This window comes from Rhodopseudomonas boonkerdii (assembly GCF_021184025.1).
In the GTDB taxonomy this organism is placed as follows: Bacteria; Pseudomonadota; Alphaproteobacteria; order Rhizobiales; family Xanthobacteraceae; genus Tardiphaga; species Tardiphaga boonkerdii.
On the sequence record NZ_CP036537.1, the window covers coordinates 4,551,114 to 4,577,112 of the forward strand.

Genomic DNA, 25,999 nt, shown 5'->3' on the forward strand with positions numbered 1-25,999 from the left:
CGTCATAGTGAGGAGCGCAGCGACGAAGCAATCCAGTCTTTCTTCACGTGGCCTTCCGGATTGCTTCGCTGCGCTCGCAACGACGGCGGACAGGTGAACGTCACAGCACTTGATGTACCGCAAGCTCGACGCGATCCGGGTGCCGCGCACCGACGCCGATAAACAGGTTCTGCATCAGCCAGCGATAATCCGGATGTGCCGTCTCGAATTTCGGCACCGAACGGAAATAGATCAGGCTGGGATCGACGATCTCGCCGCGTGCGATGCGATCCAGCGCCTCCTTCGGCCCGAAGCGGATGCCGTAATTGGCGATATAGATCACCGCGCCATCGTCGAGCTCGAATGTGTATTTCGCTTCGAGCTCGGTAAATCCATCCGGGCGGATGATCTGGAAATCGGCGCCGCCGCGATGGATCGTGCCACTGATCCTGTCGCCCTTCACGATGCCTCCGAGTACAGGGATTACACGCCGCGTCCCATAGCCGAGATCGCCGGCCACCACGGGCGTACCGACCTGGATGGCGAGGCTGAACACATATTTCGTTTTCAGTTCCGGCACGTTCATCGCCTCATCCCAGCATGCGCATCGGCAGCCATGTGGCGATGATCGGGAACAGGATCAACAGCACCAGCCGCACCAGATCCGTCGCCACAAACGGCAGCACGCCCTTGAAGATCGTGGACATGGTGACATCCTTGATCACGCTCTTGATGACGAAGACGTTCATGCCGACCGGCGGATGGATCAGGCCGAGTTCCACGGTCATGACGATGATGATGCCGAACCAGATCGGATCGAAGCCAAGCGCCATGATGACCGGGAAGACGATCGGCACCGTGAGGATCACCATGGCCATGGCGTCCATCAGGCAACCGAGCACGAGATACATCAGCAGGATCAGCGCCAGCACACCATAGGGGCCGATGCCGAGGCCGGTGAGAAACTCCGTCACATGCTGCGGCGTCTGCGTCACCGTGAGGAAATAGCCGAAGCACAGCGCGCCGATCAGGACGGTGAAGACGGCCGCGGCCGTACGCGTCGCCTGCAGCAGCGATTGCAGGATGCCGTCCTTGCTCAGCTTGCCGCGCAGGATGCCGATCAGGAAGGCGCCGACCGCCCCCACTGCACCGGCTTCGGTCGGGATGAAGAAACCCCCATAGAGTCCACCGATCACGAACACGAACAGCAACAACGGCGACCACACGTCACGGATCGCCGATGCGCGCTCGCGCCATGACGCCTTCGGTCCGGCAGGCAGGAAGCCCGGCTTCACCACGCCGATGATGGCGATGGTGATCATATGCATCACGATGGCAAGCAGGCCTGGAATGACGCCGGCAATGAACAGTTTGCCGATATCCTGCTGGGTGATGATGCCGTAGACGGCGAGCACCGTGGACGGCGGCAGCATGGCGCCGAGGGTGCCGCCGACGGCGATGACCCCGGTGGCAAAGCTCTGCGGATAGTTGAACCGCCGCATCTCCGGATAGGCCACCGCGGAGAACGTCGCGGCCGTCGCCACCGAGGAGCCGGAGATCGCCGCAAAGCCGCCGCAGGCGGCGATGGTGGCGATGCCGAGGCCGCCCTTCCAGTGCCCCACGAACGTGTTCGCCGCGCGAAACAGTTCGCGGCTGATACCGGACACCGAGACGAAGGCGCCCATCAAGAGGAACATCGGGATCACGCCGAAGGAATAATCCGTCACCGTGCGCATGGTGGTCTGGCCGACCAGCTTCAGCGCCGGCGCGAAGCCGGTGATGTAGCCGAATCCGGTGATGCCGACGAGCCCCATGGCCATGCCCACCGGCACGCGCAGCAGCATCAGCACGAACAGGCTCACAAAGCCGATGACAGCGACCGCTTCATTGCTCAATTCCATGGGATTTACTCGGCCGTCTTGAGTTTGGGTTCTTGCATCTCTTCCGGATGGAAGACGAGCCGATAGGTGCGGATGGCGATCAGCAGCACGGCGGCGCCATCACCGATCCAGGACAGCAGGAAGAACGGCCACACCGGCAGTTGCAGATCCATGGTGACGAGACCGCTGTTGTAGGTGTCCACCACCTTGTCGAACAGCGTGTAGGTCTGCACTGTGACCACGAACAACAGCACCAGCGTCGCGAACACGTCGATCCAGCGCTGATATTTCGGTTTGCTGTTGGCCCAGACGAGATCGACAGTGATGTGCGAGCCGCGATAGCTGGTCGCGGCGATGCCCCAGAAGATCAGCACGCCCAGCATGAACTGGCCGACATTGTAGTAATCGGGAATCGTCACCGCGAAGAACTTGCGCATGAACACCGCGAGGAAAGTGTTCAACGCAACGATGCCGACGAAGAAAGCTGCGATCCATTCGATGGAATCGATGAAGCGATCCATCACGTTCTTCTTGCGCGGCTCCGGCGGGCCGGTGAGCGCGCCGTCGGCGGTAACTTGGGGATTAGCGGTCATGATGGTTTCCTGAGGCAGTCATGGTGCCTTCTCCCCGCTTGTGGGGAGAAGGTGGCCCGGCGAAGCGGAGCCGGGTCGGATGAGGGGCTCTCCATTTGCTGCGGAGCTAGTGGAGAATCCCCTCACCCGTCACGCACATGCTTCGCATGCGAGTGACGACCTCTCCCCGCAGGCGGGAAGAGGTTAGAACGTCACAGCCCCGCATTGTGCTTCTTCAGCGCGGCCTTCAGCTCGGAATCGATGGTGTCCGCATCGCCGCCGGCCTTTTTCACCGCTGCAGCCCAGGCGGCATGCAGAGGCTCGACGCCCTTCTTCCACAGAGCGAGCTGCTCCGGCGTCAGCGGATAGACTTCGTGATCCGGCAACGCCTTCATCTTGGCGACACCGGCGAATTCGTAATCCACCCAGGGATCGGTCACCTTCGCCGCCCATTCCGGCGAGCAGTGATCGTCGATGATCTTCTTCTGCGCCGGCGACATCGAATTATATTTGGCGAGATTGATGTTGTAAGTGAACACCGTCGAATAGAGCGGCACGTCGATGTGATACTTCACCACCTTGTCGATGCCGAACAGGAAGATCGATCCCCAGGGGAAAGCGATCTCGTCGGCCACGCCGCGTTCCAGTGCATCGCGCGATTCAGGCGCGGAAGCCTGCACATTGGTGCCGCCGAAAAGTTTTACCATTTCGCCGATGGTGCTCTGCGCCGGGCGCACCTTCACGCCCTTGAGATCGTCGGGCACCAGAATCTTCTTCTTGCCGTGCAGCGTGCCGGGCGCGTGGATGAAGGCGAAGCACAGTTTCGTGTCCTTCATCTCCGTCTTGGCGTATTTCTGGTACCATTCGTTGAAGGCCTGCGTGCCCTTCTTGCCTTCGTTGAACACGAAGGGCAGCTGGCCCGCGGCCGCGATCGGGAAGCGGCCCGGCTGATAACCCGGATTCACGTAAGTGACGTCGGCAATGCCGTCGCGCGCCATATCGTAGTGGTCGAACGCCTTGCCGAGCTGCTCCGAGGGAAACACCGACAGTTTGATGCTGCCACCTGAGACCTTCTCGATATCCGCCGCCCAGGCCTGCGTGGCCGGCACCAGCGGATGCGCGGGCGGCACCCACAGCGATACTTTCAGATTGACGGTCTTGTCCTGCGCTTGCGCGAAACCGGGCAACAAGCAGCCGGCCGCGAGCAACGCCATCAGCGTCTTCCTCATCGACATCTCTCCCTCTGTGCGTCCGTGGATTTTCCCACTGGACCTGTCCTTCCGGACATATTCACCGAACCTTGAATGGCTCTTGGCAAAGATTGTTATATTTTATAACCATCTCTGCCAGTCTGGCGGAGACCAGTCTCGCCAGACCGCTTGACTTGTCAACTCAGCCTTGAGACTGAGACACAGCGCATGATCCCGAAAAGTGGATACCGGCTTTCGGACTGGATCATGCTCCGACAAACGGAATGACGGGAGCAAGTGGTGCGAACGAAAGTTGCGATCATCGGTGCCGGTCCGGCGGGCATGCTGCTCGGACAACTGCTGCATTCCTATGGCATCGATAACGTCATTCTCGAGCGCAAGGATCGCGATTATGTGCTGGGGCGGATCCGTGCCGGCGTGCTCGAGCAAGGTACGGTCGGCCTGCTGGAAAATCTGGGGATCACGGAACGCCTGCACCACGAGGGTCTGATCCATGACGGCATCGAGCTGCTGTTCGGTGGCACGCGTCACCGCATCGATCTGAAAGCGGCCTCCGGCGGCAAGGTCGTCACCGTCTATGGACAGACCGAAGTGACGCGCGACCTGATGGATGCCCGCGCCAAGGCCGGGCTTGAGACCGTCTATGACGCTGACAATGTGCGCCTGCACGACTTCGACAGCGACAAGCCTCGCGTGAGCTATGAGAAGAACGGCGTCACCCACGAGCTGCTGTGCGATTTCATCGCCGGCTGCGACGGTTTTCACGGCGCCAGCCGGCAGGCGATTCCTGCCTCCGCGGTGCACACCTATGAACGCGTTTATCCGTTCGGCTGGCTCGGCCTGCTGTCGGATACGCCGCCGGTCTCGCCGGAGCTGATCTACACCAATCATGCGCGCGGCTTTGCGCTGTGCTCGATGCGCTCGCCGACCCGCAGCCGCTATTATGTGCAGTGCTCGCTCGATGAGAAGGTCGAAGACTGGACCGACGACATGTTCTGGGATGAGCTGCGCCGCCGCCTCGACAAGGAGGCGGCCGAAAGCCTGATCACCGGACCGTCGCTGGAGAAGAGCATCGCGCCGCTGCGTAGTTTTGTCGCGGAGCCGATGCGTTTCGGCAAGCTCTTCCTGGCCGGCGACGCCGCCCATATCGTGCCGCCCACCGGCGCCAAGGGCCTCAATCTCGCAGCCTCGGACGTGCATTACCTGTCGATGGCCCTGCGCGAATATTACGACGAGAAGTCATCGGCCGGTCTCGATAATTATTCAGCCATCGCGCTCAAGCGTGTCTGGAAGGCCGTGCGCTTCTCTTGGTGGATGACCTCGATGATGCACCGCTTTCCCGATGCCGACGGTTTTGGCACCAAGCTGCAACAGGCCGAACTCGACTATGTCGTCCATTCGGACGTCGCGCGCGCATCTCTGGCGGAGAATTATGTGGGGCTACCGTATTGACTCTCCTATCGTCACCCGGCTTGGCCAGGTGACCCAGCAGCCTCCGACGGAAGTGATGATCCGAACTGCCTGCGTCTAATGGATCGCCCGCCCCAGGCACGCAATGGCGCGCCAGGGCGGGTGATGACAGGCTGAGAACAACACTCGCCTGTTTTAAACACCCGATCCTCCCCGTTTGAAACTTTGTTGGTCTGTCACGATAAGTCTCTTTCACCTTTAATGGCGGCATGACCGACACCGTCCCCAACGGCTTTGCCCCGCATTTTCGCAAGAGTCCGCTCACCACGCCGTGGGAGCCGATCTATTCGAAGATCACCGACAAAGCCGTGATCCTTGGGCTGCGCATCGCCGATGCCCACACCAATTCGCGCGGCATGGCGCATGGCGGCTTGATCACCGCCCTCGCCGACAATGCCATGGGTCTGAGCTGCGGCCATGTTGCCGGCGGCGGCACACGGCTGGTGACAGTGAATCTCTCCACTGATTTTCTCGGTCCCGCAGAGATCGGTCAATGGCTGGAGATCGTAACCGATGTGGTGAAGACCGGCAGCCGGCTGTGTTTCGCGCAAGCGCTCATCACCGCCGACGGTATTCCCTGCGCTCGCGCCAATGGCACGTTCAGCGTGGCTGTTCGGAAAGATTGAAACCTTGTCCCGGACGCGAACGCCGGAGTTCGTAACGGTCCCGGCTCTGCGGCGCATCGCTACGCGATGCACCGCGTCCGGGACACAAATTTAACGGCGCTTCGCCTTCTCGCCAAACCGCCAATCCGTCGTCTCGACCGCCAGATCGATGAACGCGCGTACCTTCGCCGATAGCAGGCGCGACGTCGGATAGACGATGTGGATCGGAATGGCCGGCTGCTCGAAGGCAGCCAGCACGATTTTCAGCTTCCCGGCGGCGAGCGCTTCTGCCGCCTGATAGGCCAGCACGCGCGTGAGTCCGCCGCCTTGCGCCGCATGCCAGATCGCAGCATCCGCTACATTGCAGGTGAAGCGCGGCGCGTGCGGGATGCGCAGATCATCGCCGTCCCGCACGAACCGCCATTCCGGCGAAGCCACGGCGGCACCGAACTGGATCGTGTCATGCCCGGCAATCGCCTCCGGCTCTTTCGGCTCACCGCGGCGCTTGAGATAGTCAGGCGACGCCACAACGATCCGCCTGAGGTCGCCGACCTGCCGCGCCACCAGGCTAGAGTCGGAGAGATGGCCGATACGAACGGCGACATCGACGCCCTCTTCCACCAGATTGACCATGCGATCGTTCAGGCGCAGCTCGCCCGACACGTCCGGATAGCGCTGCAGATAGGCCGACATCAACGGCGTCACGTGCAGACGCCCGAAGCCGACAGGAGCAGTCACTGTCAGCCGCCCGCCCGGCTGCACCTGCTCGGCCTGGGCCGCGCCATCTGCTTCCTCGATATCGGCGATGATACGCCGCGCCCGCTCCAGATAACGCGCGCCGACATCCGTCAGCGTCACCGAGCGCGTGGTCCGCTGCAGCAGCCGGGCGCCTAGCCGCTCCTCCAGCGCCGCCACCAGCCGCGTCACCGCCGATGCGGAAATCCCCAGGCGGCGCGCGGCAGGCGCAAAGCCCTGCAGGTCCGCCACCGCAACGAACGCGGTCATGGCTTCGATCCGATCCATTCGATCATTTCAATATCCGCAATAATGACGTGTCAATCGCGATAATTGTTGCGGAGGTCAACAGGGCCCATCTTCAAGCGACGCAACGAAAGGTGGCTCAGATGTCCGGCACCCACGTCTATTCGAGCGATGTCGCTTTCACGCCTGCGGTCAAGGCGATCCAGACCCGCAAGGGGTCGCGCCAGTCCTATGCGCATGTGGAAGAGAACGGCGGCTGGCGCACCGAGATTGACGATAACCTCGCCGAATTCCTCGCACACACCAACAGTTTCTATCTGGCCACGGCCAGCACGGACGGCCAGCCCTACATTCAGCACCGTGGCGGCCCGAAGGGATTTATCAAGGTGCTCGACAAGCATACGATCGCCTTCGCCGATTTCAGCGGCAACCGGCAGTATATCACCCAGGGAAACCTGACGGAGAATCCGAAGGCCAACATCTTCATCATGGACTACGTGCATCGCCGGCGTGTGAAGATCTGGGGCACGGCGAAGGTGGTAGAGGACGATCCGGCGCTGCTCGCCTCAATGATGCCGAAAGGCTATCGCGCGCGACCCGAACAGGTAATCCTGTTCGCCATCGCCGCATGGGACACCAACTGCCCGCAGCACATCCCGCAGAAATTCGACGCGGCCGACGTGGCGGCGGCGCTGGCGGAGCAGAACGTGAAGATTGCCGAGTTGGAAGCCGAACTAGCAGACCTTAGGAAAACGTTGTCGTCACCCGGCTTGACCAGGTGACCCCGTACACACCGCAGCTTCCGAGTTTACTGGGTTGCCCGGTCGAACCGGACAACGACAGTTGGGAGAGCAACTATGCCGCTTTGGCCTGACGCTCCCATTCGTGCTCCGGATAAAACCGAGCCATCATGCGATTCACATAGGCTGTGAGATTGCCGAACTGCAGCAACCGCCGTCGCAGCGACGATTCGAAATACGGCGTCATGATGCCGGCGAGCATCGCAAAGGCCGTTGCGTCCGCACCGCAGGGACGTTCCCCCATCAGATAGGGCTTGTCGGCCAATAGCAGTGACAGTGCCATCAACGAACGCCCGGCAAGCTCCAGCGCTTCCTCGGGCGAATGGCGGCCGAGACCGCTCAGCAGATAGTTGTGCGCGACCTGTTCGCGTACCGCGTTGCGGACGCCCTCGCGCTGTACATCAGGCAGATCGTCGAAGAAACGCGCGGGTCCCTTGGCGAAGTTCTCTGCATCGACCCAGCGCGCACCAACCATTGCGAAATAGATGTGATGCTCGAGCATCCGCTCGATGGCCCAGGCCTGCGCACGCTGCGCCAGATCGAGGCCCTCGTCGAAATCGACCCCGTGTTTGCGCTCGATATGCGCGCGGATGAAGCTGGAATCGGCGATGGTTTCCGCATTGTCCTCGATGAACGGGATCTGGCCTTTCGGCGATGCCATCGGCCGCGACGCTTGCTTGCGATAGGCAAGCCCCGCCATCTTGAGCTGGACCTCGGTCTTGGTGACGAAAGGGCTGATTTCCGGCAGGCCAAAGCCCGCACCTGCGCCGTGCAGCGTGATCATGTCGTTCTCCCGTTGGTGATTGATGACGGCGTTCTAGAAGGGCGCTGCTGCCACCGTGGTGTCAGCAGCGGATCGCAGCCGCGAGGCGGAGACGCGCTTGCGTCAATGACGCCGACATCAGGCGGCAGCCGAACGCCAGAAGCGCCCAGCGCAGATCGCCACTCATGACCGTAATCACGCGCTCCAGCAGCCAGGCGCGGATACGCCAGAACCGGTCGTCGCTGAAAAAGTCGGGGCTTTGGAATACCGTCATCGCAGGAATCCTTCCGTGTTCGGGGTTGGCTCCTGTATGACGGACCCCTGCTGCCAACATGCTGTCAGCATCATTCGACGAGGACGCCATGAGACGTGCCGATCGCCTGTTCCAGATCATCCAGGTGCTGCGGCGAACCCGAAAGCCGCTGACGGCGGATGCCATCGCCGCCGAGCTGGAGACGTCCAAGCGCACGATCTATCGGGATATCGCGACGCTGATGGGCCAGCGCATACCGATTCGCGGCGAGGCCGGCATGGGCTACATCCTCGAAAGCGGCTTCGACATGCCGCCATTGATGCTGACGCCCGACGAGATAGAAGCGGCGGTGCTCGGCGCACAGTGGGTGATGGGCCACGCCGATCCGGCGCTGGCGACGGCAGCAAAGGACCTGATCGCCAAGATCGCGGACACCGTACCGGAAAAATTGCGACCCTTCGTGCTGGAGCCGGCCAGCCGCGCCCGGCCGGTTGTCGATGGCGCCGTGGACGCGCTCGATATGGTGCAGATGCGCGCGCATATTCATGCTGGCAAGAAAGTCCGGCTCCGGTATCGCGACGAATCCGGTCGCGACAGCGAGCGCATCATCTGGCCGGTGGCAGTCGGCTATCTCGAAGCCGTGCGCCTGCTCGCGGCCTGGTGCGAGCTGCGCAACGATTTTCGCAGCTTCCGCACCGACCGGGCCGTCGCCGCCGACTATCTCGACGAAAAGTATCCCGAGCGTCGGGAGGTATTGCGCAGCCGCTGGCGCAAGACGCTCGCCTGGGAACCACCGACGGACACATGACCGGGTGGCGGCCTGTGGCGGATCGCGCTACATCGCACGGCATGACCACAACCTCCACACGCAATGACGACAGCCCGTGCCAGGCCTGCGGCGCCTGCTGCTCCTATTCAAGCAACTGGCCGCGCTTCACCATCGAGGACGATGCGGAACTCGACCTGATCCCTGCGAAATTTGTAAACGAGCGTCAGTCAGGTATGCGCTGCGATGGCGATCGCTGCAGCGCACTGAACGGCAAAGTGGGGGAATCCGTTGCCTGCGGCATCTATGCGATCAGGCCCGACGTGTGCCGGACCTGCATGCCCGGCGATCCTGAATGCGCCATGGCACGACGCCGCCACGGACTGCCCGTGCTGGCAGCTGCGGACCGGTAGCGCCTTGGCTCAAGCGATGACGCGATCGCGCTCGGCCTCGATCGGATCGTCGAGATCTTCGTCCAGCGGCGCCAGGGTCGATAGCGGCTTGGTCGACAGCGTAATCGCCTTGCGGCTGCTGTAGGCAGACACCGACACGCTGCGCGCTGCCGGTGCATGATGCGCCAGTGCATAGAGCGTGGAACCGACGCGCCCGCCATGCTCGATCAGCTCGCGCTCGCTGCAGCTCGATGCGATGGAGATCGCAAGCGCATGCATGTGATTGCGGCGATAGCAGAACAGCGCCAGCATCGCGCGGACATCCGACGGCACGCTGGCAACGAGATGGGGCAGGCCATTTTCATTCGCACGATACATCGCGCCGAGCAGGTCGTCGCTGACCGGGCAACGATCATTCTCAAAAGCTTGACGGCTGGACCACATGGGTTGTTCTCCTCGATACCGAGGATGCGATCCAATTTGCTAACGTGCGGTTAACCAATAGGCTTAACGGCCCTGTGCGACTCTTGCGCAACAGTGGTAAATATGGCAGCCGCCGCCACAAGCCTGACGCAAGATTGCCGCAAGAGTTTCGCCGGTTCAGCTGTTGGCGACGATGTAAATGGCGAGAAAGAAGTCGGTCAGATGGTGCAGAGCCTGATCGATTCCGATCAACCACCAGAACCAGCGGGTGTTCAGCGTGATGTCGAAATGCGCCACCAGCCAGCCCTTACAGCGATCGATCACGATGTGGATCGCGAAATCGACCAGCCCGAGAAACCAGAGCTTTGGCTGAACCGCAGCGACGATCACAGTCGTAAGCACACCGTGAATCATACAATGGATCAGCAGCGGCAAGGCCCAGCCGATCTTCTGATCCTTGCCCATCGCCAGCCAGGCATTTTGCAGGATGAAATCCGCAATGACATGCTTCACGGTGAGCGCGAGCATCCAGCCGACCAGCCCGCCCAGAGCAATCGACGACGACATGTCAGGAAACACGGTGGCCCCTCTTTGCAGTCACGACGGGCTGGCCAGCAGACCGTCGCCCGTTTCATTTATGACATCACGACGGCAGGAATGCACGCTGCAGCCCCCGAAAACTCACCATATCGTGTTACGCCTTTTGCCACGCCGTCAATGCGCTCCCGCATATCAATGCGCCAGCGCATGACCACGAATGTCACCGATCGTCTTGCGCAAAAGCTCTCCCTTGGGATCGCGCGGCACCGCACGGGCGCGTTCAATGGCTCCGCTCAGATCCGCAATATCGAGTGCGCCATCGAAACTGGGTTTGACAAGTCCGTCGATAATCTGATGCCAAGCCGCCATGCCATGGCGATAGCCGGTGCCGTAGCCCTCGATCATGGTGGCCGAACGCACCACGGCAATGACCGCATCGGGTCGTTTGGTCAACGCCCGGTCGATCATATGTAGCCAGCGCTCGACCCAGACGCGCTCCATCTCGTAGCGCGTTGAGAGCCGACGCCAGTGCCGCATCCAGGCTTCGAATTCCAGGCGCTTGATGCCTAGGATACTGGCCTTGCTGAAGCTGATCTGGACGGTGCGATGCGCGCAATAAATGCGCTCCAGCAGCCGCATGGCGGGCTTGCCGACAATATCCGGAAGCGAAGACACCAACTCGTCGAGGCGGAAACGGCGTTTGTCCACGGCGGGTTTGCGGCCGGGAGTCACAGGCTCATGCAACTTCAATTGCGCAATCCGAATAGGATCGAGATAGCTCATGCGCGCAGCGAGCAGGCGCGCGATCTCCACGAACAATGCATCGTCGACGCCCCGCTTGCCGATGAAGCGGCGCAGGCGATCGCAATAGAGCTGCGCATAGGCCGGACTCTGATAGTCGATCAGGAGCGCAACGCCATCCTGCGCGATCGGACGCATGGCGGCTGGCAGCCCGGCCGGATACTCCACCGTCGCGACATCATTGATGCCGGCAATTTCGCGAATGGTCGAGCGAATGATATTGGTGAAGCCGGGCACGACGATCTCTGAACGTTAGGCCGGCTGCGCTGCCGTTGGCGCGAGCATCGACACATCCCGCTGCGACAGCCGCGCCTCCAGCGTACCGATATTCTCGAACAGTCGGGCGCTTGCGAGACGCAGGAAGAAGAAGCCGAATTCCGGATTCTGAACATAGAGTTCTTCAACCTGGGCATAAGTGACGCTCAGCACGAGCCCCGCCTCGATACATTCCAGGGTTTGCGTGCGTTCACCGAGCGGCGACAGCATGCCGAGCTCGCCGACGATCGCACCGACCGGAAGTTCGATACCGGACTCGACGAGGCGATAGCGACCAGACACAATATAGAACATCCGGTCGGCCTTCTCGTCCTTATAGAACAGAATCTCGCCTGCCTTGCATTTCTGCTTGGTCATGAACGGCTTCAGCCATTCCATCGATAGGTCCGAATTCACCGATTTCTTCACTTCGCGCACCAACTGCAGCATCTGACGCAGGCGAAAGACATTCACTGGCAGCAGCACCGCATGGAGCACCAGTGTCGGATAATTGTGCGTCGGAATCGAGATCGCGATCAGCAGCAGATTGGCCATGATGCCGAACACGCGCAGCGGAATCATCGTCCGCATGGTGGCCGTCGCCACCACGAAAATCGTGGCTGCGGCGCTGCCGAAGTGGTGAAGGTAAGACATGTCCATGGGCGCGAACCGGTGTTCGAGAAAGCGACCGCGATGTCTCCCGTCCGTGCGAAATGCGGAAGACCGGGGAGCGCGAGCCGCATAGAACCTATGTAGTCATCATATCCCGCCCCGCGGCTTATGAAAATGAGACGATCGGCATGACAATTGACGTGCCCGGGTGGCGCGGGCACCGTACGCGCGCTGAGAAGGAGAACAACATGTCGGAAACGACAGACACCGCCGATAATTCCGCCCCGATCCTTACCATCGACGGCCCGCGCGCCACCATTCGCCTCAACCGGCCGACCAAGCTCAATCGGCTGTCGCAGGCCGATCTGGACGCTCTGATGGTGCATTTCGACCGGGTGGAAGCGGATCCTGCCGTTCGCGTGCTGGTGCTGACCGGGACCGGACGCGCCTTCAGCGCCGGGTTCGATCTGACGGCCATCGCCGCGCGCGCCACGAGCACGCCATCGGACAATTCATCCGGCTCAGCTTTCGAGGCAGTCGCCAACCGGCTGGAGGATTTGGGTGTCCCGACCATCTGCCGGCTGAATGGCGGCGTTTATGGCGGCTCAACGGATCTGGCCCTTGCCTGCGACTTCCGTATTGGCCTGGATACGGCCGAGATGTTCATGCCCGCGGCACGGCTCGGGCTGCATTACTACAAGGGAGGCATCAAACGTTATGTCAGCCGGCTCGGCGCGGACAATGCCAAGCGGCTGTTCCTGACGGCGGAAAAGATTGACGCACACGAAATGCTGCGGATCGGCTATCTGACCTCAATCGTCAGCGCACAGACGCTGGATGGCGAAGTGGACAGGCTGGCGACAATGCTGGCGGGGAACGCGCCGAAGGCGATGCGCGGCATGAAGCAGGCGATCAACGAGTTCGCCCGCGGCGAACTGAACGAGGAAGCCGCCGATCAGCGCGCGCGGGACAGCATGCGCGGCGATGAAATCAAGGAAGGCACGAAGGCGTTTGCCGAGAAGCGGGCACCGAGATTTTAGCTCAGAATACGCAGCGGCGCTCCGTTCACCTCTCCCCACCGGGGAAAGGTGAAGAAAGAGCGTCACTCCACAAACGTCGCGACATCCCCGAGTTGTGCGCGGCTGGTGCGATAGCTATTCACCTTGTGCTCGCTATCCGCGTAGCCGAACGAGATTCCGCAAACGACCCGACGGTCATCGGACATATCGAAATGCTTGCGCACGACCGCGGAATGGAAGGCCAGCGCAGCCTGCGGCACGGTGGCAACGCCCAGCGCCTGTGCAGCCAGCATGAAATTGTTGACGTAGCCGCCACAATCCACCGCGCCATAGACGCCGAGCGCCTCATCCGAGGTGATGATCGCCACATGGGGCGCACCGAAGAAGTTGAAATTCTGCAGCGCCTGCTCGGCATAGGCCGCCTTGTCGCCACGCGCGATGCCCAGCGTGTTGTAGAGCTGGAACCCGCTCTCGCGGCGACGGTCGAGATAGACGCCGCGATACTCGCGCGGAAATTCGAAATCACCGGTGCTCGGCGCACCTGACGCAGCAACTGGGTAAAGAGCATCGCGGAAGCGCTTCGTCGCCTCCCCTGAGGTGATCGTCACCTCCCAGGGCTGGCTGTTGCACCACGATGCCGTACGCTGCGCAGCGGTGAGGATGCGATCGATGATCTCGCGCGGTACTGCCTCAGGTTTATAGGCGCGGCAGGAATAGCGGTCGGCGAGAAGGGCTTCGAGGGTGGCAATGGCGTCGGTCATGAAGGCCCCTTACTGACTCAGCCCCTCATGGTGAGGAGGCGCCTTGGCGCCGTCTCGAACAATGAGTTGGCCTGGCTCTTGAGTTTGCCGCCATCCTTCGAGACGACGCGCGTTGCGCGGCTCCTCAGGATGAGGGCGGAGAGTTGAAGGGAGGTATCACCGCCCCTTGGTCGGCACCTTGTTGAACGGCACATCCTTATCGACGCGGATGTCGCCGGGCAAGCCCAGCACACGCTCGGCGATGATGTTGCGCAGGATCTCGTCGGTGCCGCCCGCGATGCGCATCGAGGGCGATGACAGGATCGTGGCCTGGAATTCGCCCGCCGCTTCCGCGTCCGTGCCCGCCAACGCGCCGGCTGCACCCTGCAGATCGGCGGCAAACATGGCGATATCCTGCATCATCATGCCCGACACCAGCTTGCCGATGGAATTCTCAGGTCCTGGGCGCTCGCCCTTCGAGAGCGCCGAGATCGAGCGATAGCTCGTGTAAGTGAGGCCGGAATTCTTTACGGCCCAACCTGCAAGTTTCGAGCGCACATTGGGATCGTCGATCGCGAGACCGTCTTCCAGCATCAGCTTGCTGCAATAGTCGAACAGTTCCGGAAAGCCGGTGTGGACCCGAGCACCGATCGACATACGTTCGTTCATCAGCGTGGTCAGCGACACGTTCCAGCCGTCGCCCACCGCGCCGAGGCGCTGCGCGTCAGGGATGCGTACGTTGGTGAAGAACACCTCGTTGAATTCCTGCATGCCATTGGCCTGCTTGATCGGCTTCACCTCGATGCCGGGGCTCTTCATGTCCAGGAAGAACATGGTGAGGCCCTTGTGCTTCGGCACATTCGGGTCGGTGCGCGTGATCAGAATGCCGTAGTCGGAATAATGCGCGCCCGAAGTCCAGATCTTCTGCCCGTTGACGATCCAGTCGTTGCCGTCTCTCTCCGCGCGGGTACGCAGGCCGGCAACGTCGGAGCCACCGGCGGGCTCGGAGAACAGCTGGCACCAGACTTTCTCTCCGGAGGCTAGCGGTGGCAGATATTGGCGCTTCTGCTCCTCGGTGGCATAGGCCATCACCGTGGGACCACACATGCCCTGGCCAATGGCAAAGGGGCGCGAGAGCTTGTCGTAGACGCCCTCTTCCTGCTGCCAGATCACGCGCTCGATGGGTGTCGATCCGCGGCCGCCATATTCCTTCGGCCAGTGTAGGCAGGCCCAGCCGGCTTCGGCCTTTTTCTTTTGCCACGCCTTGGAAGCTGACAACATGGAGTCGCGCTTGGCGTTCGGATCGGACAGAGCTGCATGGAGCTCCTTCGGCGCATTGGCGTCGATCCACTTGCGCGCTTCGGCGCGAAATTCGGCTTCCTGCGGCGTGTCATCGAAATTCATCGGTCTCGTCTTTCTCTCTGTCCCTCATGGTGGGGAGGCACCGCTTGGCGCCGTCTCGAACCATGAGTTGGCCGGGCTCTGAGTTTGCCGCCATCCTTCGAGACGCCGCTACGCGGCTCCTCAGGATGAGGGCAGAGTTTATGCGCGTCCCCTGGTCGGTATCTTGTTGAATGGCACGTCCTTGTCGACGCGGATGTCGCCGGGAAGGCCCAGCACACGTTCGGCGATGATGTTGCGTAGGATCTCGTCTGTGCCGCCTTCCACACGCGTGGCGGGCGAGCGCAGCAGCATGGCCTGAAATTTTCCGGCGACCTCCGCATCCTCCGGGCTGTTCAGCACGCCGGAGGCGCCCTGCAGGTCGAGCGCGTAGGTCGCGACCTCCTGCGTCATGGCACCCGCAACCAGTTTGCCGATCGAATTCTCCGGCCCCGGCCGCTCGCCTTTCGAGAGTGCGGAGATCGACCGGAAACTCGTATAGCGCAGACCGGAGGCACGCACGGCCCAATTGGCAAGCTTGGAGCGTACGGCCGGATTCTCGATCGCAGGGCCATCCTCGAGCGTGAGGTTGTTGACGAAGTCGAACAATTCCGGGAAGCCGGTGGCGACACCTGCGCCGATCGCCATGCGCTCGTTCATCAGCGTGGTGAGCGACACGTTCCAGCCATCGCCGACAGCGCCGAGGCGCTGGTGATCGGGAATGCGGACATCGGTGAAATAAACTTCGTTGAACTCAGCCTGGCCGTTAGCCTGCTTGATCGGCTTCACCTCGACGCCCGGGCTCTTCATGTCCAGGAAGAACATGGTGAGGCCCTTGTGCTTGGGCACGGTGGGATCTGTGCGCGTGATCAGGATGCCATAATCGGAATGATGCGCGCCGGAGGTCCAGATCTTCTGGCCGTTGATGACCCAGTCGTCACCGTCCTTTTCCGCACGCGTGCGCAAACCGGCGACGTCGGAGCCGCCGGCAGGCTCGGAGAACAGCTGGCACCAAATATGTTCGCCGGAGGCCAGCGGCGGCAGATAGCGGAGCTTATGCTCTTCCCGCGCGAAGGCCATCATGGTCGGTCCGCACATACCATGGCCGATGATGAAGAGCGCCCCTAACTTGCCGAATACGCCCTCTTCCTGTTGCCAGATCACGCGCTCGATGGGCGATGCACCGCGGCCGCCATATTCCTTGGGCCAGTGCGGCACGGCCCAGCCGGCATCGGCTTTCTTCTTCTGCCAGGCTTTTGCAACCTCGAGAATATTCGCGCTCTTGAGCTGGATGCGGCCGAGCGCTGCCTTCTTCAACTCGTCTTCGTACTCGCGTGGCGCATTGGCGGCGATCCAGGCACGGGCCTTGGCGCGGAATTCGGCTTCCTGCGGGGTATCATCGAAATTCATATTCACATCCTCTGACCCTCATGGTGAGGAGGCGCACAGCGCCGTCTCGAACCATGAGCTGTGACACTCACCCTTCGAGACGCGCGCCAAGGCGCGCTCCTCGGGGTGAGGGGCGGAGTTAGGCCGCGTTCTTCTTCCGCATGCGTTCGATCAGCTGGTCTTCCCAATAGCTCAGCGATCCCAGACCCACCGCCAGCGCATTGGAGCGGCGGTAGTAGAGATGGCAGTCGAACTCCCAGGTGAAACCCATGCCGCCATGGACCTGGATATTGTTCTTGGAGCAATGCTGGAACGCCTGGGTGGCGCTGATGCGCGCGGCTGCGGCGGCTTCCGGCAATTCAGCAGCATCGGTCGAAAGCGCCCAGGCGCCGTAATAGCAGTTCGAGCGCGCCAGCGTGGCTGAGACATACATGTCGGCAAGCATATGCTTGATCGCCTGGAACGAGCCGATCTGACGGCCGAAGGCGATGCGGTCCAGCGCGTAGTCACGTCCCATTTCCAGCGCGCGATCGGAGCCGCCGACCTGTTCGAATCCGACCAACACGGCCGCACGGTCGAGCACCTGCGAGAGAATACTCCAGCCTTCATTCGGTGCGCCGAGCAGCTCGGCCTTGACGTTCTTGAACGAGATCTCGGCCTGGTTGCGCGACGGATCGATGGAGGTCAGCGCCTTGGCTTCGACGCCTTCGCTGGTGAGGTCGACGAGAAAGAGCGCGATATCGGTATCACGGCCAGTGGACGCCGTGCGCGCAGCGACGATGGCGAAATCGGCAATGGCGCCGTCGGCGACCGGCTTCTTGGTGCCATTCAGCACACCGTTGGACGCGGTGAGCTTGATCGCTTTCGGCGACGGGTTGCCGGCACCTTCGAACAGCGCCAGCGTGCCGACGGCATGGCCCTGCGCGATGGCTGGCAGCCACTTCTGCTTCTGCGCCTCGGAGCCGGCGAGCAGCAGCGCTTCGGCGGCAAGATAAACGGTGGAGGAGAACGGCACCGGCGCCAGCGCACGGCCCATTTCCTCGGCGATCACGCACAGCTCCAGATGGCCGGCGCCCGAACCGCCGTAAGCCTCTGGGATCGCGACGCCCAGGAAACCCATATCGGCAAGGCCCTTCCACAGTTCGCGATCGTAAGGCTCCTTGCCGTCGATGACCGCACGCACAGCCTTGGGCGGGCTCTTCTCGGTGAGGAAGCGGCGGGCTTCGTCGCGGAGCTGTTTCTGGTCGTCGGAGAAATCGAAATTCATGGCGGTGTCTCTCTTGCGGAGTGTTAGCTGTATCTCAGTCCCTCAAGGTGAGGAGGCGCGACGCGCCGTCTCGAACCATGAGTTGGAGGGCTCGGAGTTTGCCGCCATCCTTCGAGACGCCGCGCTCTGCGCGGCCCCTCAGGATGAGGGAGGAGTTCATGGCGGCCTTGTTCTTCATTTCAGCACGATCACATCCTCGCCCGGATGCTGCGCATAGAGCTGCTCCACCTGCACCGCGCGGCGCTCGAGGCCGGCGCGCTGGTTGATGTAGCCCTTGTCGGTGAGTTCGTTGCCGTCGATGGAAGGCGGCTCCACCAGGAACATCGCCCGCGCGATACGACGGCTGCTCGCGCCAACGGATGTCGCGTTGTGCGCGCGCAGACCGTCCTTGAAACAGGCGAGCACTTTTGGATGCTTCACCACATCGGCGAATGTCGCTTCCGGTTCACCGATCAGGAGACGGCACGCCGGCAGGTTCGGCCAAGCGAGGACGCCGATGAACTCGCGGTCCTGCCCCGTGATCAGCGCATCCTGGACGACGGGTGTACACGCCGCGATGATATCGGTGCGCAGCGAACCCACATGTACGAAAGTGCCCGTGGTGAGCTTGAAATCCTCCACCACGCGGCCGGAGAAGATCAGACCCTTCACCGGGTCGTTATCATCGACGAACACGCCGGCATCGCCGATCTTGTAGAATCCCTCCTCATCGAAAGCAGCTTTCGTCAGCTCAGGCTGGCGGTAGTAACCGGGCATCACATTGATACCCCGCAGGCGCAGCTCATATTTCGCATCCACCGGCACCATCTTCAACTCGACGCCGGGAAACGGCAGGCCGATGAGGCCGACGCGTTCAGTGTCCCAATAGGTGCCGGTCGAGGTCGGAGAGGTCTCGGTGCAGCCCCAGCCGGTGTAGAATACGATGCGTTCGCCGGTTGCGCGCACGGCGAGCGCCTGCATGCGGTCAAACAGATCGTCCGGCAGGCGCGCGCCGCCATAGCCCATCAGGCCGAGTTTCTTGAAGAACGACCGCGCCAGCTCATCATCCCTCTCCATCGCACTGGCGATCGCAGCATAACCGGCAGGGACATTGGCGTAGTAGGTCGGCGAAATCTCACGCAGATTGCGCAGCGTTTCATCAATCATACCCGGCATCGGGCGGCCGTCGTCGATATAGAGCGTGCCACCGTCGATCAGCAGCGGATTGAACAGCGCATTGCCGCCCATGGTGTGGTTCCACGGCATCCAGTCGAGATAGACCGGCGGGGCGGCATCGTGATCGCGCGGACGCGTCTGCATCATTTGCGCGGCATTGGCGGTCATCATTTCCTGCGTATTGATGACGGCCTTAGGCATGCCGGTGGAGCCGGAGGTAAATAGCAGTTTACCGACCGTCTTAGACGTAATCCTCGCAATCGAGGCTTCGACATCGGCGGTGACCTTCGTCGCGGCCATTTCGGTAAACGACGCACTGGCAATCCCTTCTGGCGGCCGGGCGACATGGATGACCTTGATGCCGGTCAGATCGAGCGCATCCAGCGCCTTCTGAAAAGCCGGGCCGTCCTGCACCATGATGGCGACGGGCTTCACGAGGTCGAACAGATATTTGAGTTTTGCGTGATCCTGGCTCATCAGCGAATAAGCCGGCGACACCGGTGCTGCCGGATGCCGCGCCTGCATCGCCGCCAGGGTCATCAGGGCATGCTCGATGGAATTGCCCGACAGAATGGCGACCGGGCCTTCCGCCGGCAGCTTCATGTCAAGCAACGCCTGGGTCAGGCTATCGACGGTGCGCTTGGCTTCCGCATAGGAGATGCGGCGCCACTGCCGATCGTCGCCAGCACGCTGGGCGAGCCAGGTGAGATCGGGGCGCAGCTTCGCCCATTTGGCCAAGGGGGCGGCAAGATGAGGCTCACGCTCCATCAGCGGAATGCGCGACTTCATGATGATCACGCCATCCGGTCGGCGCTCGACAGCGATATCGCGCTCCATCCAATGTACCTTGCGGAAGGCGGGTTTTGTCTGCGCCGCAGCCTGCACGTTCATTGCGTTCCTCCCAGAACGGCTTGACCGACTCCCAGTTCCTTGTCCGGATTTTGTGTCGGCATCATTGTAGCCTCAGCGTGTGACATAGATCGGCTTGCGTTTCTCAATGAAGGCGCGAATGCCCTCTTCGAAATCTTCGGACCGGCTGCACAGCACCTGATTGCGATCTTCCATGGCGATGACGGCTTCGATCGAGCCGGCATCCACCGCCATGTTGATGCATTCCTTCGACAGCCGCAGACCGACCGGCGATGCCGCGATCATGGCATCGATGTAAGGCGCGGCGGCTTTGTCGAGCTCCGCCTCCTCGACGACTTCGGACACCAGGCCGACGGCGAGCGCACGATCGGCATGAATGAAGCGGCCGGTGAGAATGAGCTCGGAAGCGACGGAGACGCCAACGAGGCGCGGCAGAAAATAGCTGGTGCCGATGTCGCAACCACCAAGGCCGAGTTTGATGAAAGCACAGTTCATGCGCGCCGATTTCGACGCAATGCGGATATCGGCGGCAAGCGCCAGCGCGAAACCACCACCAGCGGCGGCACCCTGCACCAGCGCGACGATCGGCTGCGGGCAGCGGCGCATCAACATCACGATATCAGCGATGCGGCGCTGGGAGTCCAGCGACTCGGTGACAGTGCGCGGCGCATTCTGGCCGCGCGAGGCCATCGCATGCTTGAGATCGAGCCCCGCACAGAAATTTGCGCCGGCGCCTTTGAGGATGACGACACGCGTCTTGCGATTGCGCTGCAGGCTCTGGAAATAATTGTTGAGAGCATCGATGAGGGAAGGATCGAGCGCGTTAAGGCTCTCCGGGCGATTGAGCGTCACCCGGTCCACGCCGTCGTCATATTCGATCAGCAGTGGTGATGCCACGTGTTACTCCTACCCATCATGTTGCGCATTCGAGGCGCTTATTTCTGCGCCCTCTCCCTTTGTGGGAGAGGCATGCAGTGGCAGTAGAAAGAAACCCAGTTGGATGAGCGGTAGCCACAAACTCAGGAGCCTTGTGGCTATCCCAAACCCGTCCGCGCTTCGCGCGGCTACCCTCTCCCACCCTGCACAGCTTCGCTGTGCTTGGGGGAGAGAGGAAGAAACGTCCGCCTTACCGCGGCGCCATACGGATGGCGCCATCGAGACGGATGGTTTCGCCATTCAGCATCGGGTTCTCAACGATATGAACCGCGAGATTGCCGTATTCCGACGCATCGCCGAGACGGGCTGGATGCGGGACTTGGGCGCCGAGGCTGGCACGGGCTTCTTCATTCAGGCCCATCAGCAACGGCGTCAGGAACAGGCCGGGCGCGATGGTATTGACGCGAATCTTCTGCGAGGCGAGGTCGCGTGCGGCCGGCAGCGTGAGGCCGACGACACCGCCCTTCGAGGCGGAATAGGCGATCTGGCCGATCTGGCCTTCATAGGCGGCAACGCTGGCGGTGTTGATGATGACGCCGCGTTCCTCGCCGATCGGCTCGGCCGTCGCCAGTTGTTCGGCGAACAGACGCAGGCAGTTGAAGGTACCGATCAGGTTCACCATGATCACATTGGTGAACTTCTCCAGCGGGTAGACGCCCTGCTTGCCGACGATGCGCTGCGAACCGCCGATGCCGGCGCAATTCATCAGCACACGCGCGGTGCCGTGGGCGGCCGAGGCTTTGGCGAGCGCTGCCTTGACATCGTTTTCGCTAGTGACATCGCCCACGCAGGCCACGCCCTTCACTTCGGCGGCCACCTTCTCGGCATTCTCCGCAGCACGATCGAACACCGCGACCTTGGCGCCCTTGGCAGCCATCGCGCGTGCGGTCGCGGCACCGAGGCCCGAGCCACCACCGGTGATGAATACGGCTACGTCTTTGAGCTGCATGTCGAGAGCCTTTCCTTGGGCGTTTCTGGTCGTTTCTTGAATCGTTGGTCGCAAAGAGAAAAAGAAGAAATGGTCCTTGGGCGTTTCTTATTGGTCTTGAACTGCGAGCTTGATGGAAGCTTTTGTTTTCTTGTTCTTCTTATTGTTGTTTTTGTTAGGTTCCTTGGGCGTTTCCTCAAGTTTCTTATTTTTGCAGTCTGTCCTTGGGCCGTTTCTTCTTGAGCTGTGATTAGCGGGCTTTCGCGCCCGCTTTCTTGTTCGTGAGCATGCCGTCGAGCAGCAGCATTTCGAGATGCGCCACATAGGCGCGGCACACATCGTCCGTCACCGGGCCGACGCCGATGGCGCGCGACATGGCGTGACGGCTGAAAAAGAGATTGTCGCAGGCGCCGATCAGGGTGGTGTAGAACAGCACGGGATCGACGACGCGGAATTCGCCGGTCTTGTGGCCTTCAGCCAGCAGGCGGCGATGGAAATTCAGCAGCGGCCCAACGAAGAATTTTGAAACCTCGTTGGCCGACTTGTCGCTGCTTTCATGCAGCAGATAGTGGATCAACCGGTTCATATAGGGGAACTGGTTGTAGGCCTTGATAATCCCGGCGATGTGCAGCCGCAGCTTTGCGGTGGCCGAGATCGGCTGCGCCAGCAGATATTCCAGATTGGTCATTTCATTGGCGGCGTCGCGCTCGAGCAACGCCAGCAGGAGTCCATCCTTGTTGCCGAAATGATATTTCACAAGGGCGGCATTGACGCCGGACTGCTGCGCAATCTCGCTCAGTGACACCTCGATGGAGTTGCTGGAGATCATCAGCTCGCTTGCCGCGAGCAACAGCTTCTCCGCGGTCGGATTTTTGCCGACTGCGTGACGGACTGGTGCTTGAGACGGGCTGGGAGTCGCTGCCATGGGAGCCGCAGATAATACGAACATTAGGCCGCACTCAAGAGTTAATTGACTGATTGACTAAAATGGATGCGCCCCGTTAAATCCGCCCGGTTTCACGCCCACCAAACAACAAAATTCAAGGGAGAACGCTCATGGCCGAGGCCTATATCGTCGCCGCCGCACGCACCGCAGGTGGCCGCAAGGGTGGCCGGCTGGCCGGATGGCACCCGGCGGATCTCGCCGCTTCCGTGCTGAATGCGCTGGTCGATCGCTCCGGTGTCGATCCCGCACTGGTGGATGACGTGATCATGGGCTGTGTCGGCCAGGGCGGCGAACAGGCCGTCAACGTCGCGCGCAATGCCGTGCTGGCCTCGAAACTGCCGGAAAGCGTGCCGGGCACGTCGATCGACCGGCAGTGCGGCTCGTCGCAGCAGGCATTGCATTTTGCGGCGCAGGCGGTGATGTCCGGCGCCATGGATATCGTGATCGCCTCGGGCGTCGAGAGCATGACCCGCGTGCCGATGGGATCGCCGAGCATCCTCGCCGCCAAGGCCGGCATGGGCCATTACAAGAGCCCGCAGATGGAAGCGCGCTATCCGAACATCCAGTTCAGTCAGTTCACCGGCGCCGAGATGGTGGCGCAGAAATACGATCTGTCGAAGGACCAGCTCGACGCCTACTCCTACGAGAGCCACAAGCGCGCGATCGCGGCCACCGAAGCCGGCCGGTTCAAGGACGAAATCGTGCCGGTGCAGATCACCCGCGCCGATGGCTCGACCGACACCCATCATATCGACGAAGGCATCCGCTTCGACGCCACGCTGGACGGCATCAAGGGCGTCAAGCTGATCAACGAGAACGGCGGCCGGCTCTCGGCGGCGAGCGCGAGCCAGATCTGCGACGGCGCCTCAGGCGTGCTGGTGGTCAACGAGAAGGGCCTGAAGCAGCTCGGCGTGAAGCCGCTGGCGCGGATCCACCATATGAGCGTGATGGGCGGCGATCCCGTCATCATGCTGGAAGCCCCGCTGCCGGCCACCAAGCGTGCGCTGGAAAAGGCAGGGATGAAGATCGACGACATCGATCTGTTCGAGGTCAACGAAGCATTCGCATCGATCCCGACGGCATGGCTGAAAGCGACGGGCGCGGATCCTTCGCGGCTGAACGTGAATGGCGGCGCCATCGCGCTCGGCCATCCGCTCGGCGGCTCCGGCACCAAACTGATGACCACGCTGGTGCACGCGCTCAAGCAGCAGAACAAGCGCTATGGATTGCAGACCATGTGCGAAGGCGGCGGCATGGCCAATGTGACGATCGTCGAGCGGCTGTAACTCCACTTCCTCTCTCGCTTGCGGGAGAGGGTCTGAGACGAACAAGAACAAAAGGCCCTCTCCCGTCTCGAACCGCCAACGCGAACCTCAGCTTCGCATCCGCGGCTCGATCCACCCTCTCCCGCTGCGCGGGAGAGGGAAAGAACCAAACGAGCGGAAAAATCCGCCGGCCTTCCAGAGGAAACATCCATGACGCATCCGTCGATCCACGCGAAGACCCATCCCGACAAGATCGCCTATCGCATGGCCGGCTCGGGCAAGACCCTCACCTATCGCGAGCTCGACGAGCGCTCCAATCGCGGCGCGCATCTGTTCCGCTCGCTGGGTCTCAAGGCCGGCGACCACATCGCGCTCTTGATGGAGAACCGGCTCGAATTCATGGAGATCTGCTGGGCCGCACAGCGCAGCGGGCTCTACTACACCGCTATCAGCCGCTATCTCACCGCCGACGAGATCGCCTATATCGTGCAGGATTGCGGCGCCCGCGTCGTCATCACGTCCGAACAGTGCGCCGATGTGATCGCACCTGTTATCACCAGCGCGGCCGAGCCGATCTTCTACATCGTCGATGGCTCGCGCGACGGTTTTCGCGACTGGAATGCGGCGCTAGCGGCCCAGCCGACCACTCCGATCGCCGACGAGATCGCCGGTTATGACATGCTGTATTCGTCCGGCACCACAGGCCGGCCGAAAGGCATCAAGCGGGCCTCGGAGAATTCGCCGATCGACGTGCCCAACCCATTCCTGAAGCTCTTGTGCTCCACCATGTGCGGCATGACCGAGGACAGCGTCTATCTGTCACCGGCGCCGCTCTATCATGCGGCACCGCTGCGCTTCAACATGATGGCGATCACGCTCGGCGGCACGTCGGTGATCATGGAGAAATTCGACCCCGAAAAATTCCTGGAGCTGGTCGAGAAGCACAAGATCACCCAGTCGCAGCTGGTACCGACCATGTTCGTACGCATGCTGAAACTGCCGGACGAAATCCGCCAGCGCTACGACGTGTCGTCGCTGAAGGGCGCGATCCATGCGGCGGCGCCCTGCCCGATCGACGTGAAGGCGAAGATGATCGAGTGGTGGGGCCCGATCCTGATCGAATATTACGCCGGCAGCGAAGGCAACGGCGTCACCGTCTCCAATTCGCAGCAATGGTTGAGCCATCGCGGCACCGTCGGCAAGGCCGTGGTCGGCAGCGTAAAGATCCTCGACGAGGAAGACCAGGAACGGCCGACCGGCGAGATCGGCACCGTCTATTTCGCCGACACGCCGCAATTCAGCTATCATAACGATCCCGAGAAGACGAAACGCGCCTATAATGCGCGCGGCTGGTCGACGCTCGGCGATGTCGGCTATGTCGACGAGGAAGGCTTCCTCTATCTCACCGACCGCAAATCCTACATGATCATCTCCGGCGGGGTGAATATCTATCCGCAGGAGACCGAGGATGTATTGATCACGCATCCCGAAGTCGCCGATGTCGCCGTGTTCGGCGTGCCCAATGACGAGATGGGCGAAGAGGTGAAAGCGGTGGTGCAACCGCACAGCATGGACCGCGCCGGCAAGACACTGGAATCCGACCTGATCGCGTTCTGCCGCAAGCATCTGTCGCCGATCAAATGCCCGAAGAGCGTCGATTTCGAACCCGAACTGCCGCGCACCCCGACAGGAAAACTGGTGAAGCGGCATCTGCGCGACAAATATTGGCCGAAAAAGGAAGCGGCGACGGCGTGAGTTATTTCACCGCCGCCTCACCCCACTTGTCGTCACCCGGCTTGAC

The 25,999-nt window shown here is 61.7% G+C and carries 27 protein-coding genes; 8 read left to right on the top strand and 19 right to left on the bottom strand.

The genetic code is table 11. From position 1 onward, the window contains the following. Positions 1-100 precede the first annotated feature (100 nt). The 4 genes from E0H22_RS20870 to E0H22_RS20885 form a co-directional block, all read right to left on the bottom strand. On the bottom strand, positions 101-565 hold the full coding sequence (locus E0H22_RS20870) for a DUF3237 domain-containing protein (protein ID WP_233022890.1): 465 nt from the start codon (positions 563-565) through the stop codon (positions 101-103). Between the two features lie 4 nt (positions 566-569). Continuing rightward, positions 570-1,874, bottom strand: a complete 1,305-nt coding sequence (locus tag E0H22_RS20875; RefSeq protein ID WP_233026457.1) for a TRAP transporter large permease — start codon at positions 1,872-1,874, stop codon at positions 570-572. 11 nt (positions 1,875-1,885) lie between these two features. Then, on the bottom strand, positions 1,886-2,380 hold the full coding sequence (locus tag E0H22_RS20880) for a TRAP transporter small permease (RefSeq protein WP_430715291.1): 495 nt from the start codon (positions 2,378-2,380) through the stop codon (positions 1,886-1,888). A 263-nt stretch (positions 2,381-2,643) separates the two neighbouring features. Beyond that, complete coding sequence (locus E0H22_RS20885) at positions 2,644-3,660, bottom strand: TRAP transporter substrate-binding protein (RefSeq protein ID WP_233022892.1); 1,017 nt, start codon at positions 3,658-3,660, stop codon at positions 2,644-2,646. Positions 3,661-3,921: 261 nt separating this feature from the next. Between E0H22_RS20885 and pobA the strand changes: the two genes are divergently transcribed. Together pobA and E0H22_RS20895 are read left to right on the top strand one after the other, a co-directional pair. Continuing rightward, entirely contained in the window at positions 3,922-5,094 is a 1,173-nt protein-coding gene (gene pobA, locus E0H22_RS20890; RefSeq protein WP_233022893.1) for a 4-hydroxybenzoate 3-monooxygenase, read from the top strand. Between the two features lie 227 nt (positions 5,095-5,321). After that, positions 5,322-5,738: a PaaI family thioesterase gene (locus E0H22_RS20895; protein WP_233022894.1), complete on the top strand. Its 417-nt coding sequence runs from the start codon at positions 5,322-5,324 to the stop codon at positions 5,736-5,738. Positions 5,739-5,828: 90 nt separating this feature from the next. Here the strand turns inward: E0H22_RS20895 and E0H22_RS20900 are convergent, their stop codons facing one another. Next, complete coding sequence (locus E0H22_RS20900; protein ID WP_233022895.1) at positions 5,829-6,740, bottom strand: LysR family transcriptional regulator; 912 nt, start codon at positions 6,738-6,740, stop codon at positions 5,829-5,831. 101 nt (positions 6,741-6,841) lie between these two features. On the opposite strand from E0H22_RS20900, the gene E0H22_RS20905 reads away from it, so the two are divergent. Next, entirely contained in the window at positions 6,842-7,480 is a 639-nt protein-coding gene (locus tag E0H22_RS20905) for a pyridoxamine 5'-phosphate oxidase family protein (protein ID WP_233022896.1), read from the top strand. A gap of 73 nt (positions 7,481-7,553) precedes the next feature. Here the strand turns inward: E0H22_RS20905 and E0H22_RS20910 are convergent, their stop codons facing one another. After that, positions 7,554-8,282 (bottom strand): glutathione S-transferase family protein, encoded by a 729-nt coding sequence (locus tag E0H22_RS20910; RefSeq protein ID WP_233022897.1) that lies wholly within the window; start codon positions 8,280-8,282, stop codon positions 7,554-7,556. Positions 8,283-8,343: 61 nt separating this feature from the next. Further along, positions 8,344-8,535 carry a hypothetical protein gene (locus E0H22_RS20915; protein ID WP_233022898.1) on the bottom strand — a complete coding sequence of 64 codons (192 nt, stop codon included), beginning with the start codon at positions 8,533-8,535 and terminating at the stop codon, positions 8,344-8,346. An 88-nt stretch (positions 8,536-8,623) separates the two neighbouring features. Here E0H22_RS20915 and E0H22_RS20920 point away from each other — a divergent pair, with 88 nt between their 5' ends. Together E0H22_RS20920 and E0H22_RS20925 are read left to right on the top strand one after the other, a co-directional pair. Then, positions 8,624-9,322: a helix-turn-helix transcriptional regulator gene (locus E0H22_RS20920; protein ID WP_233022899.1), complete on the top strand. Its 699-nt coding sequence runs from the start codon at positions 8,624-8,626 to the stop codon at positions 9,320-9,322. A 41-nt stretch (positions 9,323-9,363) separates the two neighbouring features. Beyond that, on the top strand, positions 9,364-9,693 hold the full coding sequence (locus E0H22_RS20925) for a YkgJ family cysteine cluster protein (RefSeq protein ID WP_233022900.1): 330 nt from the start codon (positions 9,364-9,366) through the stop codon (positions 9,691-9,693). A 9-nt stretch (positions 9,694-9,702) separates the two neighbouring features. Here the strand turns inward: E0H22_RS20925 and E0H22_RS20930 are convergent, their stop codons facing one another. From E0H22_RS20930 to E0H22_RS20945, 4 genes are all read right to left on the bottom strand, one after another. Beyond that, positions 9,703-10,116, bottom strand: coding sequence for a hypothetical protein (locus E0H22_RS20930; RefSeq protein WP_233022901.1), 414 nt, complete (start codon positions 10,114-10,116; stop codon positions 9,703-9,705). 156 nt (positions 10,117-10,272) lie between these two features. After that, positions 10,273-10,662 (bottom strand): DUF3307 domain-containing protein, encoded by a 390-nt coding sequence (locus E0H22_RS20935; protein ID WP_233026459.1) that lies wholly within the window; start codon positions 10,660-10,662, stop codon positions 10,273-10,275. A 165-nt stretch (positions 10,663-10,827) separates the two neighbouring features. Further along, positions 10,828-11,673, bottom strand: a complete 846-nt coding sequence (locus E0H22_RS20940; RefSeq protein ID WP_233022902.1) for a DUF6537 domain-containing protein — start codon at positions 11,671-11,673, stop codon at positions 10,828-10,830. A 15-nt stretch (positions 11,674-11,688) separates the two neighbouring features. Beyond that, complete coding sequence (locus tag E0H22_RS20945; protein WP_233022903.1) at positions 11,689-12,351, bottom strand: Crp/Fnr family transcriptional regulator; 663 nt, start codon at positions 12,349-12,351, stop codon at positions 11,689-11,691. A gap of 200 nt (positions 12,352-12,551) precedes the next feature. On the opposite strand from E0H22_RS20945, the gene E0H22_RS20950 reads away from it, so the two are divergent. Next, complete coding sequence (locus E0H22_RS20950) at positions 12,552-13,343, top strand: enoyl-CoA hydratase/isomerase family protein (RefSeq protein ID WP_233022904.1); 792 nt, start codon at positions 12,552-12,554, stop codon at positions 13,341-13,343. Positions 13,344-13,405: 62 nt separating this feature from the next. Here the strand turns inward: E0H22_RS20950 and E0H22_RS20955 are convergent, their stop codons facing one another. The 8 genes from E0H22_RS20955 to E0H22_RS20990 all read right to left on the bottom strand — a co-directional run bounded on the left by E0H22_RS20955 (position 13,406) and on the right by E0H22_RS20990 (position 22,912). Then, entirely contained in the window at positions 13,406-14,083 is a 678-nt protein-coding gene (locus tag E0H22_RS20955) for a nitroreductase (RefSeq protein WP_233022905.1), read from the bottom strand. A gap of 156 nt (positions 14,084-14,239) precedes the next feature. Then, complete coding sequence (locus tag E0H22_RS20960; protein WP_233022906.1) at positions 14,240-15,466, bottom strand: acyl-CoA dehydrogenase; 1,227 nt, start codon at positions 15,464-15,466, stop codon at positions 14,240-14,242. 138 nt (positions 15,467-15,604) lie between these two features. After that, positions 15,605-16,852, bottom strand: a complete 1,248-nt coding sequence (locus E0H22_RS20965) for an acyl-CoA dehydrogenase (RefSeq protein ID WP_233022907.1) — start codon at positions 16,850-16,852, stop codon at positions 15,605-15,607. A 118-nt stretch (positions 16,853-16,970) separates the two neighbouring features. Then, positions 16,971-18,098, bottom strand: a complete 1,128-nt coding sequence (locus E0H22_RS20970) for an acyl-CoA dehydrogenase family protein (protein WP_233022908.1) — start codon at positions 18,096-18,098, stop codon at positions 16,971-16,973. A gap of 174 nt (positions 18,099-18,272) precedes the next feature. Next, positions 18,273-20,144: an AMP-binding protein gene (locus E0H22_RS20975; RefSeq protein WP_233022909.1), complete on the bottom strand. Its 1,872-nt coding sequence runs from the start codon at positions 20,142-20,144 to the stop codon at positions 18,273-18,275. A gap of 72 nt (positions 20,145-20,216) precedes the next feature. Beyond that, complete coding sequence (locus tag E0H22_RS20980; RefSeq protein ID WP_233022910.1) at positions 20,217-21,020, bottom strand: enoyl-CoA hydratase/isomerase family protein; 804 nt, start codon at positions 21,018-21,020, stop codon at positions 20,217-20,219. A gap of 229 nt (positions 21,021-21,249) precedes the next feature. Next, the gene (locus E0H22_RS20985; protein WP_233022911.1) at positions 21,250-22,008 is read right to left on the bottom strand and encodes an SDR family NAD(P)-dependent oxidoreductase; all 759 of its coding nucleotides are present in this window, start codon (positions 22,006-22,008) and stop codon (positions 21,250-21,252) included. A gap of 229 nt (positions 22,009-22,237) precedes the next feature. After that, positions 22,238-22,912, bottom strand: a complete 675-nt coding sequence (locus E0H22_RS20990; RefSeq protein WP_233022912.1) for a TetR family transcriptional regulator — start codon at positions 22,910-22,912, stop codon at positions 22,238-22,240. Positions 22,913-23,043: 131 nt separating this feature from the next. On the opposite strand from E0H22_RS20990, the gene E0H22_RS20995 reads away from it, so the two are divergent. Then, the gene (locus E0H22_RS20995) at positions 23,044-24,219 is read left to right on the top strand and encodes an acetyl-CoA C-acetyltransferase (RefSeq protein ID WP_233022913.1); all 1,176 of its coding nucleotides are present in this window, start codon (positions 23,044-23,046) and stop codon (positions 24,217-24,219) included. A gap of 189 nt (positions 24,220-24,408) precedes the next feature. Beyond that, complete coding sequence (locus E0H22_RS21000; RefSeq protein ID WP_233022914.1) at positions 24,409-25,953, top strand: acyl-CoA synthetase; 1,545 nt, start codon at positions 24,409-24,411, stop codon at positions 25,951-25,953. Positions 25,954-25,999: the final 46 nt, after the last annotated feature.